18 protein-coding genes and 2 pseudogenes are annotated in these 15,539 nt (G+C 71.8%); 10 read left to right on the top strand and 10 right to left on the bottom strand.

Translation table 11 applies throughout. The annotated features are described in order from the left end of the window. Positions 1–69 precede the first annotated feature (69 nt). Together I3F58_RS06485 and I3F58_RS29575 are read left to right on the top strand one after the other, a co-directional pair. Positions 70–888, top strand: coding sequence for a carbonic anhydrase (locus I3F58_RS06485; RefSeq protein WP_240107263.1), 819 nt, complete (start codon positions 70–72; stop codon positions 886–888). A 16-nt stretch (positions 889–904) separates the two neighbouring features. Beyond that, a complete protein-coding gene (locus tag I3F58_RS29575) occupies positions 905–1,162 on the top strand; it encodes a hypothetical protein (RefSeq protein WP_308354954.1) in 258 nt (85 codons plus the stop codon). A 55-nt stretch (positions 1,163–1,217) separates the two neighbouring features. Here I3F58_RS29575 and I3F58_RS06475 read toward each other — a convergent pair whose 3' ends face one another. The 3 genes from I3F58_RS06475 to I3F58_RS06465 are packed head-to-tail and all read right to left on the bottom strand — an operon-like array spanning position 1,218 to position 2,991. After that, a complete protein-coding gene (locus I3F58_RS06475; protein WP_240107262.1) occupies positions 1,218–2,078 on the bottom strand; it encodes a fructosamine kinase family protein in 861 nt (286 codons plus the stop codon). Then, positions 2,075–2,545: a low molecular weight protein-tyrosine-phosphatase gene (locus I3F58_RS06470; protein ID WP_308354953.1), complete on the bottom strand. Its 471-nt coding sequence runs from the start codon at positions 2,543–2,545 to the stop codon at positions 2,075–2,077. Before I3F58_RS06470 ends, I3F58_RS06475 begins: the two co-directional genes overlap by 4 nt. A 23-nt stretch (positions 2,546–2,568) precedes the next feature. After that, complete coding sequence (locus I3F58_RS06465) at positions 2,569–2,991, bottom strand: nuclear transport factor 2 family protein (protein ID WP_240107260.1); 423 nt, start codon at positions 2,989–2,991, stop codon at positions 2,569–2,571. A gap of 157 nt (positions 2,992–3,148) precedes the next feature. Here I3F58_RS06465 and I3F58_RS06460 point away from each other — a divergent pair, with 157 nt between their 5' ends. After that, positions 3,149–3,718: a PadR family transcriptional regulator gene (locus tag I3F58_RS06460; protein WP_240107259.1), complete on the top strand. Its 570-nt coding sequence runs from the start codon at positions 3,149–3,151 to the stop codon at positions 3,716–3,718. Further along, positions 3,705–4,496 carry an SGNH/GDSL hydrolase family protein gene (locus tag I3F58_RS06455; protein ID WP_240107258.1) on the top strand — a complete coding sequence of 264 codons (792 nt, stop codon included), beginning with the start codon at positions 3,705–3,707 and terminating at the stop codon, positions 4,494–4,496. The genes I3F58_RS06460 and I3F58_RS06455 overlap by 14 nt, the downstream gene beginning before the upstream one ends. Before the next feature lie 70 nt (positions 4,497–4,566). On the opposite strand, the pseudogene I3F58_RS06450 reads toward I3F58_RS06455, so the two are convergent. After that, positions 4,567–4,913: pseudogene (locus I3F58_RS06450) on the bottom strand (DUF1326 domain-containing protein). A 204-nt stretch (positions 4,914–5,117) separates the two neighbouring features. On the opposite strand from I3F58_RS06450, the gene I3F58_RS06445 reads away from it, so the two are divergent. Continuing rightward, positions 5,118–5,786 carry a lysophospholipid acyltransferase family protein gene (locus I3F58_RS06445; RefSeq protein ID WP_240107257.1) on the top strand — a complete coding sequence of 223 codons (669 nt, stop codon included), beginning with the start codon at positions 5,118–5,120 and terminating at the stop codon, positions 5,784–5,786. Here I3F58_RS06445 and I3F58_RS06440 read toward each other — a convergent pair. Next, on the bottom strand, positions 5,783–7,198 hold the full coding sequence (locus tag I3F58_RS06440; RefSeq protein WP_240107256.1) for a PLP-dependent aminotransferase family protein: 1,416 nt from the start codon (positions 7,196–7,198) through the stop codon (positions 5,783–5,785). The genes I3F58_RS06445 and I3F58_RS06440 overlap by 4 nt on opposite strands. Here I3F58_RS06440 and I3F58_RS06435 point away from each other — a divergent pair. After that, a complete protein-coding gene (locus I3F58_RS06435) occupies positions 7,197–8,165 on the top strand; it encodes a DMT family transporter (protein WP_275678223.1) in 969 nt (322 codons plus the stop codon). The two genes, I3F58_RS06440 and I3F58_RS06435, sit on opposite strands and share 2 nt — an antisense overlap. A 672-nt stretch (positions 8,166–8,837) precedes the next feature. Here I3F58_RS06435 and I3F58_RS06430 read toward each other — a convergent pair. Beyond that, the gene (locus I3F58_RS06430) at positions 8,838–9,878 is read right to left on the bottom strand and encodes a vWA domain-containing protein (RefSeq protein WP_240107254.1); all 1,041 of its coding nucleotides are present in this window, start codon (positions 9,876–9,878) and stop codon (positions 8,838–8,840) included. Between the two features lie 367 nt (positions 9,879–10,245). Here I3F58_RS06430 and I3F58_RS06425 point away from each other — a divergent pair, with 367 nt between their 5' ends. The 3 genes from I3F58_RS06425 (at position 10,246) to sigJ (ending at position 12,545) form a co-directional block, all read left to right on the top strand. Then, positions 10,246–10,725: a hypothetical protein gene (locus I3F58_RS06425; RefSeq protein ID WP_374207916.1), complete on the top strand. Its 480-nt coding sequence runs from the start codon at positions 10,246–10,248 to the stop codon at positions 10,723–10,725. Between the two features lie 20 nt (positions 10,726–10,745). Continuing rightward, positions 10,746–11,492, top strand: coding sequence for an SDR family oxidoreductase (locus tag I3F58_RS06420; protein WP_240107252.1), 747 nt, complete (start codon positions 10,746–10,748; stop codon positions 11,490–11,492). Between the two features lie 99 nt (positions 11,493–11,591). After that, positions 11,592–12,545 carry an RNA polymerase sigma factor SigJ gene (sigJ, locus tag I3F58_RS06415; protein ID WP_240107251.1) on the top strand — a complete coding sequence of 318 codons (954 nt, stop codon included), beginning with the start codon at positions 11,592–11,594 and terminating at the stop codon, positions 12,543–12,545. 412 nt (positions 12,546–12,957) lie between these two features. On the opposite strand, the gene I3F58_RS06410 is transcribed toward sigJ, so the two are convergent. Beyond that, positions 12,958–13,326 carry a hypothetical protein gene (locus I3F58_RS06410; protein ID WP_240107250.1) on the bottom strand — a complete coding sequence of 123 codons (369 nt, stop codon included), beginning with the start codon at positions 13,324–13,326 and terminating at the stop codon, positions 12,958–12,960. A 2-nt stretch (positions 13,327–13,328) separates the two neighbouring features. Between I3F58_RS06410 and I3F58_RS06405 the strand changes: the two are divergent. Next, positions 13,329–13,997: pseudogene (locus I3F58_RS06405) on the top strand (NADP-dependent oxidoreductase); the annotation flags it as partial. Positions 13,998–14,011: 14 nt separating this feature from the next. On the opposite strand, the gene I3F58_RS29290 reads toward I3F58_RS06405, so the two are convergent. Genes I3F58_RS29290 through I3F58_RS06395 form a run of 3 tightly spaced genes read right to left on the bottom strand, consistent with a single transcriptional unit; the run spans position 14,012 to position 15,498 of the window. Then, positions 14,012–14,137 carry a hypothetical protein gene (locus tag I3F58_RS29290; protein WP_275678222.1) on the bottom strand — a complete coding sequence of 42 codons (126 nt, stop codon included), beginning with the start codon at positions 14,135–14,137 and terminating at the stop codon, positions 14,012–14,014. Positions 14,138–14,186: 49 nt separating this feature from the next. Next, positions 14,187–14,339: a hypothetical protein gene (locus I3F58_RS06400; RefSeq protein ID WP_240107249.1), complete on the bottom strand. Its 153-nt coding sequence runs from the start codon at positions 14,337–14,339 to the stop codon at positions 14,187–14,189. A gap of 46 nt (positions 14,340–14,385) precedes the next feature. After that, a complete protein-coding gene (locus tag I3F58_RS06395) occupies positions 14,386–15,498 on the bottom strand; it encodes a S9 family peptidase (protein ID WP_240107248.1) in 1,113 nt (370 codons plus the stop codon). Positions 15,499–15,539: the final 41 nt, after the last annotated feature.

Genomic DNA, 15,539 nt, shown 5'->3' with positions numbered 1-15,539 from the left:
CCCCATCAGCTCCCAAACAAGCGCCCAAGCACGAGGCCCCCCGCGCCACCGCCCCCTACCGTCCCCGACGTGACCCCGAACCCGACCCGCCCCCGCGCCCCCCGCCCGACCGACGCCCGCAGCCCCCGCCGCACAGCCCTGCGCACCGCCCTGGCCGGCGGAGCGGCCCTCGCCACAGGCCTCACCCTCGCCGCCACCCCCACCACGGCGACCCCCCGGACGAACGCCCCGGAGAACACCCGAGCGCGGCCCGCCACTCCCACCCTCGCCCTGCGGGAACTCACCCGTGGCAACCACCGCTGGTCGACCCGCCACCAGAGCCACCCCCACGAGGCCACCGCGGACCGGATCCTGGCAGTCTCCGGCCAGCACCCCTTCGCCCTGGTCCTCGGCTGCGTCGACTCCCGTGTCCCACCCGAGCTGATCTTCGACCAGGGGCTGGGCGACCTGATGACGGTCCGCTCCGCGGGCGGAGTGCTCGACGAGGCGGTCCTCGGCAGCATCGCGTACGGAGTGCTGGAACTCGACATCCCCCTGGTGCTCGTCCTCGGTCATGCCACCTGCGGCGCGGTGACCGCTGCGGTCCACGCGGACGAGACACGTGAGCCGCTGCCCGCGCACATCACCTACATCGCGGACCAGATCCGCCCGGCGATCGACCGCACCCTCACAGGACCGCGACGGGTCGCGGCGGCGATCGACACCAACGTACGGCTCGTCCGCGCCCGGCTGGCCGCCGAACCCGACCTCGCGGCGCGGGTGACCACCGGCCGCCTCGCCGTTGTCGGCGCACGCTACGACCTGCACTCCCAGCGCGTCCACCGGCTGCCGCCCCACACCCTCCACGCACCCGCCGCGCACCGCAGGCCCCCCTCACGCCACGCCTGACGGCCTCCGCCGTGTGGTGACGGGCTTCGAAGCGATCGACGCCTTCCTCGCCGGTGCCCGCCGGGAGATCGCCCTCCCGCCCGCCGAGGAACGCCGCGCGCTCCGCGAAGACCTCGGCCCGTCCCGTCAGCAGATGGCCAGGACACTCGGTGCGAGCACCTCCACCGCCAGCGGGGAGGGCCTGCTGGACGTCCGCGCCACGGGTACCGGCGAACTGCACGTGACGGGCGACTCGCGCCGTGTCTGCGCGGAGGACGCGGTGCCACCGAGGTGAGGGTGAAGGACACGTAAACGGTGGGCACCCCGGACGAGGCCCGAGCCGATGCGGATCACCCCGCAGGCGTCCCCCGCGCCGCCGCCACGGCCCGTTCGGCGTAGCTGCGGCCGAACAGCACCACATGGACCAGCAGCGGGAACAACTGGTGCGCTCCGACCCGCTCCTCCCACCCCTCCGCGAGCGGCGCCACCTCCTGGTAGCCCTCCAGCACCCGCTCCAGATGCGGGCATCCGAACAGCCGGAGCATCGCCAGATCCGTCTCCCGGTGCCCGCCGTGCGCGGCCGGGTCGATGAGCCACACCCTCCCGTCGCCGTCCCACAGCACATTGCCGTTCCACAGGTCGCCGTGCAGCCGGGCGGGTGGCTCGGCGGGCCCGGCCAGTTGCGGCAGCCGCTCACAGGCCCGCTCCACGGCCCGCCCTTCGGCACCCGTCAGCACGCCGCCGTCCACCGCTCGCCGCAGATAGGGCAGCACGCGGTGCTCCGCGTACCAGTCGGGCCAACCGGCACCGATGTCCGGTACGTTACGCATCCGGGCACGGCCGATGTACGCCTCCCGGGGCCCGCCGGGCGGACCCGAGCCGAAAGCGGGCGCTCCGGCCGCGTGCAGCGCCGCCAGCTCGCGCCCGAACCGTACCGCCGCCCCGGGACCCGGCGGCCCCTGAGGCACCCGCTCGGTCACCAGCCAGTCCTCGTCGTTCCCGAACACGACCGGGACCCGCACCACCGCCGCTTCGGCCAGCCAGCGCAGCCCCGCCGCCTCCGCACGCACGGAACCGGGTCCGTCGCCGCGTTTCACCACCACCGTCCGTCCGCCCTCCAGGGTGACCTCGGTGACCCCGCCGGACGACGGCCGCTCAGCGGCCGCCCTCCGCCCGGTGAACCGCTCCGCCGCGTTCCGGGCCGTCGTCACGCGGGCAGTCGTTCACGCACCCAGGCCAGCAGCCCGGGCATCGCCGCCTCGATCATGACCAGCATCGTGTCGAAGCCCTCCGGGCCCCCGTAGTACGGATCGGGCACCTCCAGGTCGCCGGCGGCGGCCGCGTCCGGATCGAAGGACCGCAGCAGCCGCACCCGTGACGGGTCGTCGGCCAGTCGCCGCAACGCCTTCTCGTGCCCCCTGTCCATCGCCAGCAGCAGGTCGGCTCCCAGATGCACGTCACCGACCTGCGCCGCGACGTGCCCGACCGGGTACCCGTGCCGTGCGAGCGTCCCGGCGGCCCGTTCGTCGATGGGCTCCCCGGCATGCCACGGTCCGGTTCCCGCGCTGGTCACCCGCACCCCGTCCGCCAGCCCAGCCCGGCGCAGCCGCTCCGCGAACACCAGTGCGGCGGACGGCGACCGGCAGATGTTCCCCGTACAGACGAAAGAGATATGCACGCCCACCAGCGTACGGAACCGGCTCAGGCCTCCGGTACGAGCCCGTCCGCGACCAGCCCGGCGAGCACCGCCTCCCCGAGCGCGTGAACGGCGGACTGCGGGCGCACCATCACGGTGAACTCCTTGATCTGCCCGTCCTCGTCGAAGTGCAGCAGATCGATGCCGTGGATCCGGCGTCCGCCCGCCGTCGCGCGGAACAGCAGCACGGCCGACGGTGCGACCGTCCCGTCGGTGCCGGTCTGCGCACTGCCGGTGTACTCCCCGACGTACCGGAAGTCCTCGAAGGTACGGAGCAGCACACCGAACAGCCCCAGCACCGCCGTCCTGCCCTCGAAGGGCGTGAACTTCACCGGGCTGTAGAAGCGCACGTCCTCGGTGAACAGGTCCTCCAGACCCGCCAGGTCACGGCTGTCCACGGCGGCACGGAACCGGTCTGCGGCAGTCATGTCATCTCCCTCAGGGTTACTCATCTTCAGGATTAGTCATCTTGATGAGTACCATGAAGCAGCCGGCCGACGACAGAGGGCGAGCGACGGACACCGGCGCAGGCGGACGGAAGGCCCGACGGACCGCACGGCCCGACAGACGAACAGGACGCACCCCATGGCACTACGGCACGCCGTGCTTGCCGCGCTGCTCGACGGCGAACTCAGCGGCTACCAGCTGGCCAAGACCTTCGACCTCGGCGTGGCGAACTTCTGGCACGCCCAGCCCCAGCAGCTCTACGCCGAGCTGAGCAGACTGGAGAAGGACGGCCTGGTCGCGGGCCGCGAGGTCGTCCAGGAGGCCCGGCCCAACAAGCGCCTCTTCCAGGTCACCGACGCCGGCCTGGCCGAACTGGAGCGGTTCACGGCCACCTCCGCCAAGCCCTCCTTCATCCGCGACGACCTGCTGGTCCAGGTCCAGGCCGCCGACCATGTCGACACCGGCGCTCTCATCGCCCGCCTCACCGAACGTGCCGCGTTCGCCCAGGCCAAGGCCGACCTGTTCAGGCAGCTGCTGCACGCCATGCGAGGCGACCGCACGGAAGCGGAGTTCCTCCGTCACGGCCACCGGGTCGGGCCCTACCTGACGTGCACCCGCGGCCTCGCCTTCGAACAGGCCAACCGCGACTGGTGCGAGCACACCATCGCGGTCCTCCGGGCGAGGCAGCAGTCCCATGCGCGCCCCTGACACCCCGTACCGCCGCTATGTCGCCCTGGGCGACAGCCAGACCGAAGGCCTCGGGGACGGTGACGACTCCACCGGCCCACACGGCTTCGCGGACCGTCTCGCGGAGCAACTCGCCCGGCACACCCCGCAGGTCCAGTACGCCAATCTGGCGGTACGGGGCCGGCTCGCCGCGCAGGTCCACGCCGAGCAACTCGGGCCCGCCCTCGCCCTGGGCCCGGACCTGGCAACCGTGGTCGCAGGCGTCAACGACATGCTCCGCCCCCGGTTCGACGCCGACGAGACCGCGAGCCACCTCGACGCCATGTTCGCCGCGCTCACCGCACGTGGTGCCCGGGTCGCCACCCTGACCTTCCCCGACCTCTCCCGCATCACTCCCCTGGCCCGCCCTCTCGTGCCCCGCGTCACCGCCCTCAACCACCGCATCCGCGAAGCCGCCCGGCGCCATCGCGTCACCGTCGCGGAGACCGGTCACCACGCGGTGGTCACCGACCCGCGCCTGTGGAGCCCCGACCGCCTCCACGCCGGCCCCCTCGGTCACCAGCGCATCGCCGCCGCCCTGGCCCATGCCCTCGGCCTCCCCGGCGCCGACGACACCTGGACCCGGCCCCTGCCCACGGCCCCGCCTCCGGCGAACCTGCGCGCGGAACTCCGCTGGGCCGCGTCCTTCCTCGGCCCCTGGCTCACCCGCCGTCTCCGGGGCCGCTCCTCCGGCGACGGCCGCTCCGCCAAGCGCCCCGGCCTCCGACCCGTGCTCCCGTTCCCACATCCGCCACGCTGAACCGCAAGCCCGTCGGGTCGCCCCCGGTGGGCGGCGGGGGAGAGGCGCTCGTGCTCAGCCGGCCGGTCGCTCAGCCCGGCCCGCTCCACTCGAACGGGAAGCGCCTTCCGGACCGGCCACTGCGGTCCCACGAGAAGCCGAACGCGTCGGCACGGTCCGCGGCCGCACGGCCCCACGTCGCGACGTGTCCCGGCCCCACCCCGGATCCGGGCGCGTTCAGGACCTGGACCCGCGCACCCCTCGGGGGACGTTCCCGAAACGGCCCCTCCCGCATGTGCCGCACCAGCGCACCGTTGCATTCCCCTCGGACGGGGGGTGCGCGAACGCGCAGGGGCAGGGGATCGCGCACTTGCAGGTGTCGAACCAGTCACCGGAAGCCCGCCAACGAGGAGCCGTGGCCTGCTCGACCTTGACCACCCCTTCTTCCACACCGGATCCCCTTGCCGACGCAGGCACCCCCCTCCCCGTCGCGCCCGCGGCCGACGGCCACCACCGGAGAACCTTCACCACAGTCAGGACAGCGGACTGAAGCGGCAATTGAGTACCGGTACTCAGGCCACGACCCCCCGGCACACCGCAGGCTGAAGGCCGACAGCACACAGCCCTCGGGAGGTCCCGCACATGCTCGGCCGCGCCGCCGCCACCCTGATCCCGGCCGTCGGCCGCCTCAGCGTCACCACCGACACCGACGCCCCGCTCGCGCCGGGCAGCATCATCGCCGCGAACCACACGTCACTGGCCGACCCCGCCGTCGTACTCGCCGCGCTGCACCGCCTCGGCGTGCGGCCGGTGGTCATGGCCGCCGCGGGCCTGTGGCGGGTACCCTTGCTCGGCCGGATGCTCTCGCGCGGAGACCACATCCCCGTACACCGGGGCGCCGCCCGCGCCGCCGACGCCCTGGACACCGCCGCCGACGCCCTTGCCCGGGGGCGACTCGTCCTGATCTACGGCGAGGGCCGGCTGCCCCGCCGCAGGGACGCCGCCGAAGCAGCCCCGGAGGCATTCCGCAGCGGACTGGCGCGGCTCGCCCACGACACCGGTGCCCCGATCGTGCCCCTCGGGCAGGCCGGTGCCCGCCGCATCACCTCCGGCAGCCGTGCGAAGCAGCTCGCCGGCCTCGCCACCGCACCCCTGCGCCGCCCCGCCCTCCACGTCCATGTCGGGTCCCCACGGCAACTGACCGGCGACTGCGCGACACGCACCGCGGACGCCCACTCGGCCGTCACCGCCGCCTGGCACACCGCCGCCCGGCACCTCGAAGAGCCGCTCGCACACGCGGCCCCGCGCTAGTCCGCCTGCTGCCGGGCGAGCGCCTGTCCGATCACCCGCGCACCCTCGGGGAAGGCGCCGGGACTCGGCCCTGAGTAGTTCAGCCGAAGGTACGCGCCGGTCGGCTCGGCCGGGAACCACTCGTCACCGGAGGCGACGACGACTCCCGCCGACTCACAGTCACGAACGAGCCGTGTCAGGTCGGTACCGTCCGGCATCCGCACCCAGAGGTTCAGCCCGCCCTGTGGCACCGACTCCGGACGCGCGGTGGGCGCATGCTCCCGGAGCGCGCCCAGGAGCAGGTCACGGCGGGCGGCGAGCTGCTGCCTGAGGCTCCGCAGATGTGTGCGCCAGGCAGGCTGCGACACCACATCGAGTGCCACGGCCTGCAGAATGCCGCTCACATACATCGACTCGGCCTGCGCGCCGGTGAGAATGCGTTCCCGGGCCGGCCCGCGGGCGACGACCCCGGCGATCCGGACCGCCGAGGAGACACTCTTGGTCAGCGACCGCAGATGGATGACATGCCCGCCGTCGTCCCGTGCGGCGACCGGAACCGGATCCCCTTCGATACCGAAGTCGTGCGCCCAGTCGTCCTCGATCAGGAACGCGCCATGGGCGTGAACGGCATCGAGGACCCGCCCGGCCACATCGGGAGACCACCGGGCGCCGGTCGGGTTCGCGAAGTTCGGCTGAGCGTAGAACGCCCGCGCCCCGCTCCGCTCCAGTGCCCGCGCCACCTCCTCCGGATCCGGGCCCGTCGCCCCGCTGGGCACGGGCACCACCCGCACACCCGCCTGCGCGGCGGCGAGAGTCGCCCCCCAGTAGGTGGGCGACTCCACGACCAGTGGGCGGCCCGCACCGACGACCGAGCGGAACACGGTGCTGAGCCCGCTCTGACTGCCCGGAAAGACGACCACGTCACTCGGCATCGGCGGCGCGACTCCCACCGGCATCACCGAGCCGAGTTCGGCCGCGAACCACGCCTGCAACTCCGGCAGCCCCGCGGTCGGCGGACGGCTGACCGCGCCCCCGCCGCGCGCCGCCCGGGTGAACGCGGCCCGGACCAGGCGCTCGGGCAGCAGCTCCCGGTCCGGGTACCCCGAGTGCAGCGCGATCACATCGTTCGGGACGGTCCGCAACGCCGCTGACATCCGCGGCAGACGGGTCTGCGGCGAGCCCAGGACCGCGGTCTGCCACCCGAAGTCGTTCGGACGGGCCAGCCGCACCGCACGGACGAACGTCCCCACACCGGGACGGCTCTCCACCATCCCCTGCGCCGCCAGGGTCCGCAGCGCCTTCTGCACCGTGACCGGGCTCGCTCCGTACCGCGCGACCAGTTCCCGTGTGGACGGCAGCCTCGCCCCCGGCGCAGCCCCCTTGATCCACTCACGAAGCGCAGCGGCAATCCGAGAACTGCTATCGTCATTCATGACAGTAGACAGTAGCGCTACTCACATTGAGAGCCAACCGATACCCACCTCTCCTTCCTCGGACCTTCCCTCCCGTTCCGGTCTCGGTTGGGGCCTGCTGGGGGTCATGGCGTTCTCGTTCACCGTCCCCTTCACCCGGGTCGCCGTCGAAGGGGGCGCTATGTCACCGCTCTTCATCGGCTCGGGCCGGGCGGTGATCGCCGCGCTCCTGGCAGCCGTCGCCCTGGCGGTCACCCGGCAGCGACTGCCCCGCGGCACCCAGTGGGCACGTCTGGCCGTTGTCGCCGCCGGTGTGGTCATCGGCTTCCCTGTCCTGACCTCCTTCGCGCTCACCACGGCCTCGGCCGGCCACAGCGCCGTGGTGATCGCCCTCCTGCCGGCCGCGACCGCCGTGACGGCCGTCATCCGCGGGCATGAGCGCCCCCCTGCCCCGTTCTGGGCCACAGCGGCCCTCGGCGCCCTCGCCGCAGTCGCGTTCACCACCCTGCGGAGCGGCGGGCTCACCACGCCCCGGTGGCCCGACCTGCTCCTCCTCGGTGCCGTCGTCGCAGCGGGCATCGGCTACGCCGAGGGCGGTCTCCTGGCCCGCGAACTCGGTGCCTGGCAGACCATCTCCTGGGCACTCGTGCTCTCCGCGCCCCTGATGGTCACCCTCGCCGTGGTCTCGATCTCCCGGCAGCCTCCCACCGGCACACCACTCGCATGGGCCGCCTTCGCCTACCTCGGTGTGGTGAGCATGTTCCTGGGCTTCTTCGCCTGGTACCGCGGACTCGCGCACGGCCCCATGGCGCAGGTCAGCCAGACACAGCTCGTCCAGCCCGTACTGACCATCTGCTGGGCCGCCCTGCTGCTGGGCGAACAGCTCACCTGGACCACCGCCGTCGGCGGCACGGCTGTGATCGCCTGCGCCGCCACAGCGGTCCGGACCCGCCTGGGCCGCACCGCGACCACGGCCGCGAACAGTTAGGACCCCGCACCCGGAACCGCTTCGGCCCGTTGGGGACAGCCCGCCCCACGGGGCCGGAGCGTCGTCCAAGGACCGACAGGCCGACCGCGGCGCCGGGCCCGGTCCCGCATCAACGGTTCCGTACCGGCCCCTGTCCCGTCTCGACGGACGAGCCGACCTTGTGGTCCGGCTCCCCGGTCTAGCACGCACGGTGTCCGCCTCAACCGCCGGCCGCGGCTCCACGGCATACACCGCCGGCCTCCGCCGAGCCACCATCACCCAGGACCCGGCACGCCGCATACCTCTGACCGGGTGCCCCTTCTGGCACCACCACCGGCCTGGCCCGGCAGCAGGCGGCCGCCTGACCGCCCCCGAGGCCGATGCCCTTACGCCGCGTCACCCAGAGCTGTCTGCGTAACTCCGCCATCGGCCCGGCATACGCGAACCGGCACAGCAAGCACCTCGGCGCGGAACCGGGGGAGCGGCGGTTGTTCTCCTGCGATCCCAGGGCGTGCACCTCAAGGCCTGCCGGGCGAATCATCGCTCACACTCTCCGGCCAAGCCGCGCGGAGGAGTGCTTCACGGACCTACAGCGCCGCGTGGGCGCCGGCTCACTGCGCGAGGACCGGACGAGAGCGTCCCCGCCCACACCTCCGGCAACAGCGTCTGGTCCGCGGTGTCCCGGACCCGCCGTCAGTTCATGAGCAGGAGCCGCGTGTGCGGTACGAGCTTCCGGTTCACGCTGGTGCTCTGTACGAAGATCGTGAAGTCGTCGTTGTGGTCCGGCTTGACGCGGACTTCCACATCCGGGAGGCCGAGCAGTGCCCGGGCCTCCGGACCCGTGTACACCCGGTCTGTCTTCTTCTCCAGCACCGCGATCTGCTTGCGTGCCTGGATCTTCTCCGACTTGCTGAGCTGGTAGAACGCGCAGCCGGTCCGGTAGGTGTGCCCGCACTCGACGACCCAGTCCCGGATCGCCACCGCGCGGGTCACCTGGATCAGCTGGTACTCCGACTCCTGCACGGGAGTGAGACCGGCCGCCTCGATGGTGTCCTTGTTGACTGCCTCCGCACCCACGGAGAACACCGCCCGCGACCCCCGGATGCCCTGGGCGCGGCCCACCATGAACTTCTCGGTGGCCTCCTGGATGACCTGCCCGGCCTCCTCCAGGCCCTGTGTGCTCGTGGCATCCCAGATGGCGATGTTGTCCTTGGGGAAACCGCACCGCATGGCCTCGCGCTTGCCCATCTGGTCCGGTACGAGCACGGCCAGCGTCCAGTTGTCCTGCTGGGTCTCGATCATGGTGGCCACGGCCTCGACCAGCGCACGCGGGTCCCTGGCCGGCACATCCGGGCAGCGGTGACTGACGTTCTCCTGCCCGTCGGTCAGCACGAACGTCAGGAAGCTGTGGTCGCCGTACAGCTGAGCGGTCTGTGCCAGCTCCCGCTGCGACTTGAGCGCGGCCGCCAGCAGGGCCGTCATCCCGCCGACCCGGTACAGCTGCTTCAGCGACGGCATCCGCAGCACGTCCTTGTCATAGATGACGCACTCCACCTTGTCGGCGAAGACGTACACCGTGACCCGGGTCTCCTGGTCCAGCTCCCTCGACCGGCGGGCAAGATAGGCGATCTGCTGGTCGGCTACCTCGACGACCTTGCGGCTCAGGTGGGACATGGACGAACTGGCGTCCAGCACAAGAGCAACGTGATTGATGTAGTTCTGGCTTCCGGACATGACAACTCCCCCTTGCTTCCTTCTCGATGTCCCCACCGTCTCACCCACCACTGACAATCGGTCTCGGCTTCCGCACCGGGGGGCCACCCGGACAGAGGCGCTCCGGGGGCAGAGCGCAGCACACGCGGCCCCCACGCATCCCTCAACCGGCTCTTCCTGCTGTCACCAGGAGCGACGAACGCCTCGGGTGCGGGACCACCGGCCCCTCTGGACACCCGCGTACGCCACGTCGCGCGACGAAGCCCGGCCCGGTACAGGGGAGGGCCCCTTCGGCTCGGCCTCCGGCGTGCGTCTTCCAGCGGATCACGAAGAGATGTGCGCCGACACCTCACATTCCGATGCCCTGTCTCGTCATAAGGGCATGAACGTGAAAGTGACGAGACAGGTCGCCCTGGGCCTGTTCATCGTGTCCGGTCTCTACGTGGGTGTCTGGGCCTACTTCGCCCCCCAGCACTGGCACGAGACCTTTCCCGGGTTCGGCCGCTCCTGGCTTCCGCAACTGGGGCCGTACAACCAGCACCTGGCGAAGGACACCGGGGCGATGTACCTGGCGCTGGCTGTGCTCAGTGTGATCGCCCTGCGGTACGTGCGCAGCAACCCGATGGTGCAGACGACCGGTGCGGCATGGCTGACCTTCAACATCCTTCACCTCGTCTATCACGTGCAGCACCTGCATGTGTACGACACGATTGACCAGATCCTGAACGTGGTACTGCTGTCGGCGCAGACGATCATCGCGGCGGCGCTGCTGGTCCCGCTGACTCACGCGCCCAGGCCGGCGGAGTTCCGCTCCCGGCCGGCCAGGGCACCTGGCCGCACCGACGGCACGACCACGACCCGGACATGACTTCCAGGAGCACAACACCCATGCGAATCGCAGTAGCCGGTGGAACCGGCCTGGTGGGCCGCTACGTCGTCGAAGCCCTGACCGCAGCGGGCGACGAGCCCGTGGTCCTCTCCCCGTCGCGCGGCGTGGACCTGCTCACCGGCATGGGCCTGGACGAGGCGCTCGCCGGAACCCAGGCCGTGGTCGACGTGACCAACTCCCCCAAGTCGGCAGCCAAGCCCGCCACCCAGTTCTTCCAGAAGGCGGGCCGCAACCTCCTGGCCGCAGAGGAGCGGGCAGGCGTAAGCCATCACCTGACGCTGTCGATCGTGGGAATCGACAGGGCCGCCGGGTTCGGCTACTACCGTGCCAAGCTCGCGCAGGAAGAAGTCGTCAGGAACGGACCCGTTCCGTGGACCATTCTGCGCGCCACGCAGTTCCACGAGTTCGCCGAGCAGACCCTCGCCCAGATCTCCGGTCCCATCGCCGTCGCCCCGCGCATGCACTCCCGCCCCATCGCCGCACGCGAAGTGGGACGTTCGCTTGCCGAGCTGGTGAAGGAGAAGCCCCGGGGACACGCGCCGGAACTCGCCGGGCCCAGGGAGGAGCAGATCGTGGAGATGGCCCGCACCCTGCTCAAGGCCAAGCATCAGCACCGGCTCCTCGTGCCGGTGAGACTCCCCGGCTCCGCCGGGGCCGCGATGAGCGGCGGAGCCCTGCTGCCCACCGGCCCAGGCCCCCGCGGCGTACAGACCTTCGAGCAGTGGCTGGCCGAGCACTACGCCTGACCCGGAACCCGCCCTCCTCCCTCGCTCGCCGCCCTCGGGACGGACGGTCGTTTCGAGGGCACTCGCCCCGCCCTTCGTGCCTGTAGAGGAACACACACCATGAGCACATCCGACAGCCCGGAAACCGAACTGTCGCTGCCCGCGCTGTTCGCGGAGCGCCGCAGACTGATCAACCTCAGCTACCGCATGCTCGGCACCCTCCAGGATGCCGAAGACGTCGTACAGGAGACGTACTCGCGCTGGTACGCCCTGTCCGAAGCCGAACAGCAGGCCATCGCCACCCCCCTGGCCTGGCTGACCAAGGTCGCCGGCCGTATCTGTCTGGACCATCTCGCCTCGGCCCGCGTGCGCCGGGAGCAGTACACGGGCGAGTGGCTGCCCGAACCGCTCCGCCACAGCGGCACCTGGAGCAGTACCGACGGAGACGGCACCCGGCTGAACACCCGCGACCCCGCCGACCAGGTCACCCTGGACGAGTCGGTGAGCATGGGCATGCTCGTCGTCCTGGAGTCGATGACACCGGCCGAGCGCGTCGCCTTCGTCCTGCACGACGTGTTCGGCATGCCCTTCGCCGAGGTCGCGGAGACGGTCGGACGCAGCCCCGCCGCCTGCCGCCAGCTCGCCGCCTCCGCGAGGCGCCGCCTGGCCAAGGCACGCCCCCTCACCAACGACGCGCACCGGCACCGCCACGTCGTCTCCGCGTTCCGCGTCGCGTGCGAGACCGGTGACCTGGACGCTCTGGTCCAGCTGCTCGACCCCGAAGCGCGCTCGCACGCCGACGGCGGTGACAAGGTCCGGGCCGCCACCCGGACGGTGGTCGGCGGGGAGAAGGTGGCCCGCCTGCTGATCGGGCTCATGCGCAAGGACCCCGGCATGGACATCGTCGAAGAGCATGTCAACGACCGTCTTGGCCTCGTCGTCCGCCTCGACGGCGCGACGGTCGCGGTCATCGCCGTCGACGTCGACAACGACGACAGGATCACGGACCTGTGGATGGTCCTGAACCCCGACAAGCTCCACGCGTGGACCGAGCGGCCTACGCCATCGAGCTGAACACCATCGCCGTCGAGGCGAAGGCGAAGGCAACGCCGATGCCGACCGCACGGACGACCGGAGCCGGAGGTCGCAGTGTGTGGAGGCTGAGGACCCTCGGCCATCGGCCCGGGTGCGCCGTGGTGACAGGGCTCGGGCGGCGTCTGCCCGAGCGGCTCAGGGCTTCTCGACGACAGGAGCAGTGGCGCGAGCGCGGCGGTCTCGTCCAGCGGCTGGCCGGGCGGCCGCTGCCGCGGCAGCGCCTGACACACAGGGCCTGGCGGGCCGGCGGGGCCGCTCGCCTGCCCGAGCGGAGTGCGGTCCGCCCCTTCCACAGCCGTCGGCACAGACCGCCCCTGCCGTCCGTGCCGATGGCCTGGTGTCCCGGGTGACCTGCGCCGGCTCAGGGGCAGCGGGCGCACGTCGGGTCGGCTCACGTGGAAGCGGGCCCGGGCTCCTGCAAGGCGATGACGACCATGACCGGCAGGTCGGTGTCCTGCTGTATCACGCCGGCGGTCAGGATCTGGCCGCCCGACGCCCACTTCCGCACCGCGATGAAGTCGTCCTCGCCCGCCGCCTGCTGCTGGACTTCGACGAGGCGCCCTGCGAGCGGAGACTCCTCGATCTCAGGGAGGCAGGCGCTCAGCACCCGTTCGCCTTCCTCGTAGGCGGCGTCCAGGTCGTCGAAGTAGCCCGACGCGTCGACATCGCGGATCCAGACGGCGAAGGAGACGCGGACCTCGCCGTCGCGGAACGTCTGGATCCATCCCCGGATGCCGTTCTTGCTCCAGGCCGTCGTCACGCCGTGTGGCCGCGCCGGCTTCGGACCTGGCGCACAAGCCGGCCGGTATCGGTCACGTGCAGGCGGCTGGGGCGCCGATGGCCGTACTCACGGCCTGGCAGTACCTGGTTGATCTCGGCCACGACGTGCCGTCCCCCTTCACCGGCCGGGTGCACCGGCCGGTGCCGATCACGCCAGTTATGACCGTGCTGGTCAACGGGGCCGCCGGTGGGGTGGGCCACTTCGCGGTGCAACTGGCGAAATGGCAGGGGGCACACGTCGTCGCGGTGGCCTCGGGCCGGCACGAGCAGTTCCTGCACAAGCTCGGCGCCGACGAGTTCATCGACTACACCAGGACGCAGGCCGCGGACGTGGTCAGCGGCGTCGACCTGGTGATCGACACCGTCGGTGGCCCGGACAGCTCACGCTTCCTGACCGTGCTCAAGCGTGGCGGCACCATGCTGCCGGTGTTCTTCGCCCAGTACGACCAGGAAGTGACGGCGGGTCTGGGCATCACCGTCTCGAACATCCAGGTGCGTTCCAGCGGCCGCCAGCTCGCCGAGACCGGGCGCCTGTTCGGCGAGGGCAGGCTCCAGGTCGCGGTGGACAGCACCTACCCACTGCCCGAGGCGGGCAGCGCACATACACGGGCCGCGCAGGGCCACCTTCAGGTCAGGGCAAGATCGTGCTGACGGCGATCCCGTGATCACCGGCCCGGCAGGCGGTGGCGCACTACGTCCACGCCCTGGACGAGCTGAGTGTGCCCGGGCAGGGAGTGCTCGGCCCGGTCGCCGGACGCGCGGTGGTGCTCGACCTCATCCGTGACGGGCACGAGGCCCGGACCGGAAGGGTGCGGCACCACCTGGACGGCGTCGTGGTCGTCAACGCTGCCGCACGGGCGGCAGGCCCTTGGCCGGGGCGTCCGCCTTCTCCGTGAGCACTCCCTCCACGCACGGGCGCCCCGGCTCGCGGATCGGCACCAGGGAGAGGTCGGCGGAGCCGAACAGCTCTGCGAAGTCACGCGGCGTGCGCATCCGCCGCTCCCAGGTGTTCTCGCAGCCCACGGGCCTCATTCGTGAGTCACGGGGTACGGTTTCCGTCCCGCCAGGGCTCGGCACCGGCTTCTCGCGACGGCGTCGATGCCGTGTCGAGGGAGGCCAGGAAATCGCGCTGATCGGCCAGGAAGCCCTCGGCGAACAGGCCACGCGGCGCGAACAGAGCCGTCAGGGGGAGACGCAGCGGTGAGCTCTCGACGTCGTCCCTGACCAGGCTGTGTGAAGCGCCGGGGTAGTGGGCGACGCGCAACGCGGGACCGGGCAGCAGCTTCCGGTAGACGGACTCGGTCTCCGCGGTGTCGACGTTCACGTCCTTTCCGGCGAGCACCAGCAGGAGAGGCACGCCGCGCAGTGCGGGCAGGTCCGCGCCGGCGTCCGCGGTGTGGTTCCTGGCGACGAACCGCCAGCGGGCGGCCGTCATTCCGTGCCCGTCACCCATGGCCCGTACGTATTCCTCGTGCGAGGCGTCGCGTTCGAGCAGCTCCAGGACCTTCTCGCGGCGGCGGAGGGCGGCCGCGGTCTCCGTGTCCGAGGCGCCGTCGCGGCGGAGTTCGGCGAGGAGGTTGTAGCGGCCCTGCCGGTGCCAGTTGACGGCGGGTGAGACCGCGATGGCGAACCGTACCCCGGGCACCCTGGCGGTGATCTTCGGAAGGACCCAGCCGGCCTGGCTGGCGCCCCAGAGCCCGATCCGACGGCCGTCGATCTCAGGCCGCGTCCGGGCCCAGGCGATGGCGCCGGCGGCCTCGTCGGCCCGGTCGTCCATGGACTGGTCGAGCCAGTCTCCCGGAGCGCCGCCCACCCCCGGCTTGTTCCACGACAGCGACGCGTACCCGGCCTCTGCGAGGGCCTCCCAGATCGGACGGTAGAAGGAATCGTGTGTGGCGTCGACGGGCCCGTCCCCGTGGACGAAGACCACGAGCGGGAACGGACCCTCCCCATCCGCGGGGAGAGCCAGGACCCCCTTCAGGACGTGCCCCCCGTGGCGGACCGTCACGGCTTCCTCCCGCAGGTCGTAGCTGTGCTGCCACACCACCAGCCCACCCAGGCCGGCCGCCGCGACCGCCAGTGCGGCCAGTGTCGCCAGCAGGGCCCGTACCGCCCTCCGGCGACGTGTCGGTGCAGTCCCTCTCCCGGCCATCGGCCTCCCCCTCTCCAGAAGCTATCGTTTAATGAACGATC

The organism is Streptomyces sp. MUM 203J (assembly GCF_022414595.1).
In the GTDB taxonomy this organism is placed as follows: Bacteria; Actinomycetota; Actinomycetes; order Streptomycetales; family Streptomycetaceae; genus Streptomyces.
Note: the sequence above shows the minus strand (reverse complement) of the source record. Positions and strands in the feature narration are given on the sequence as shown.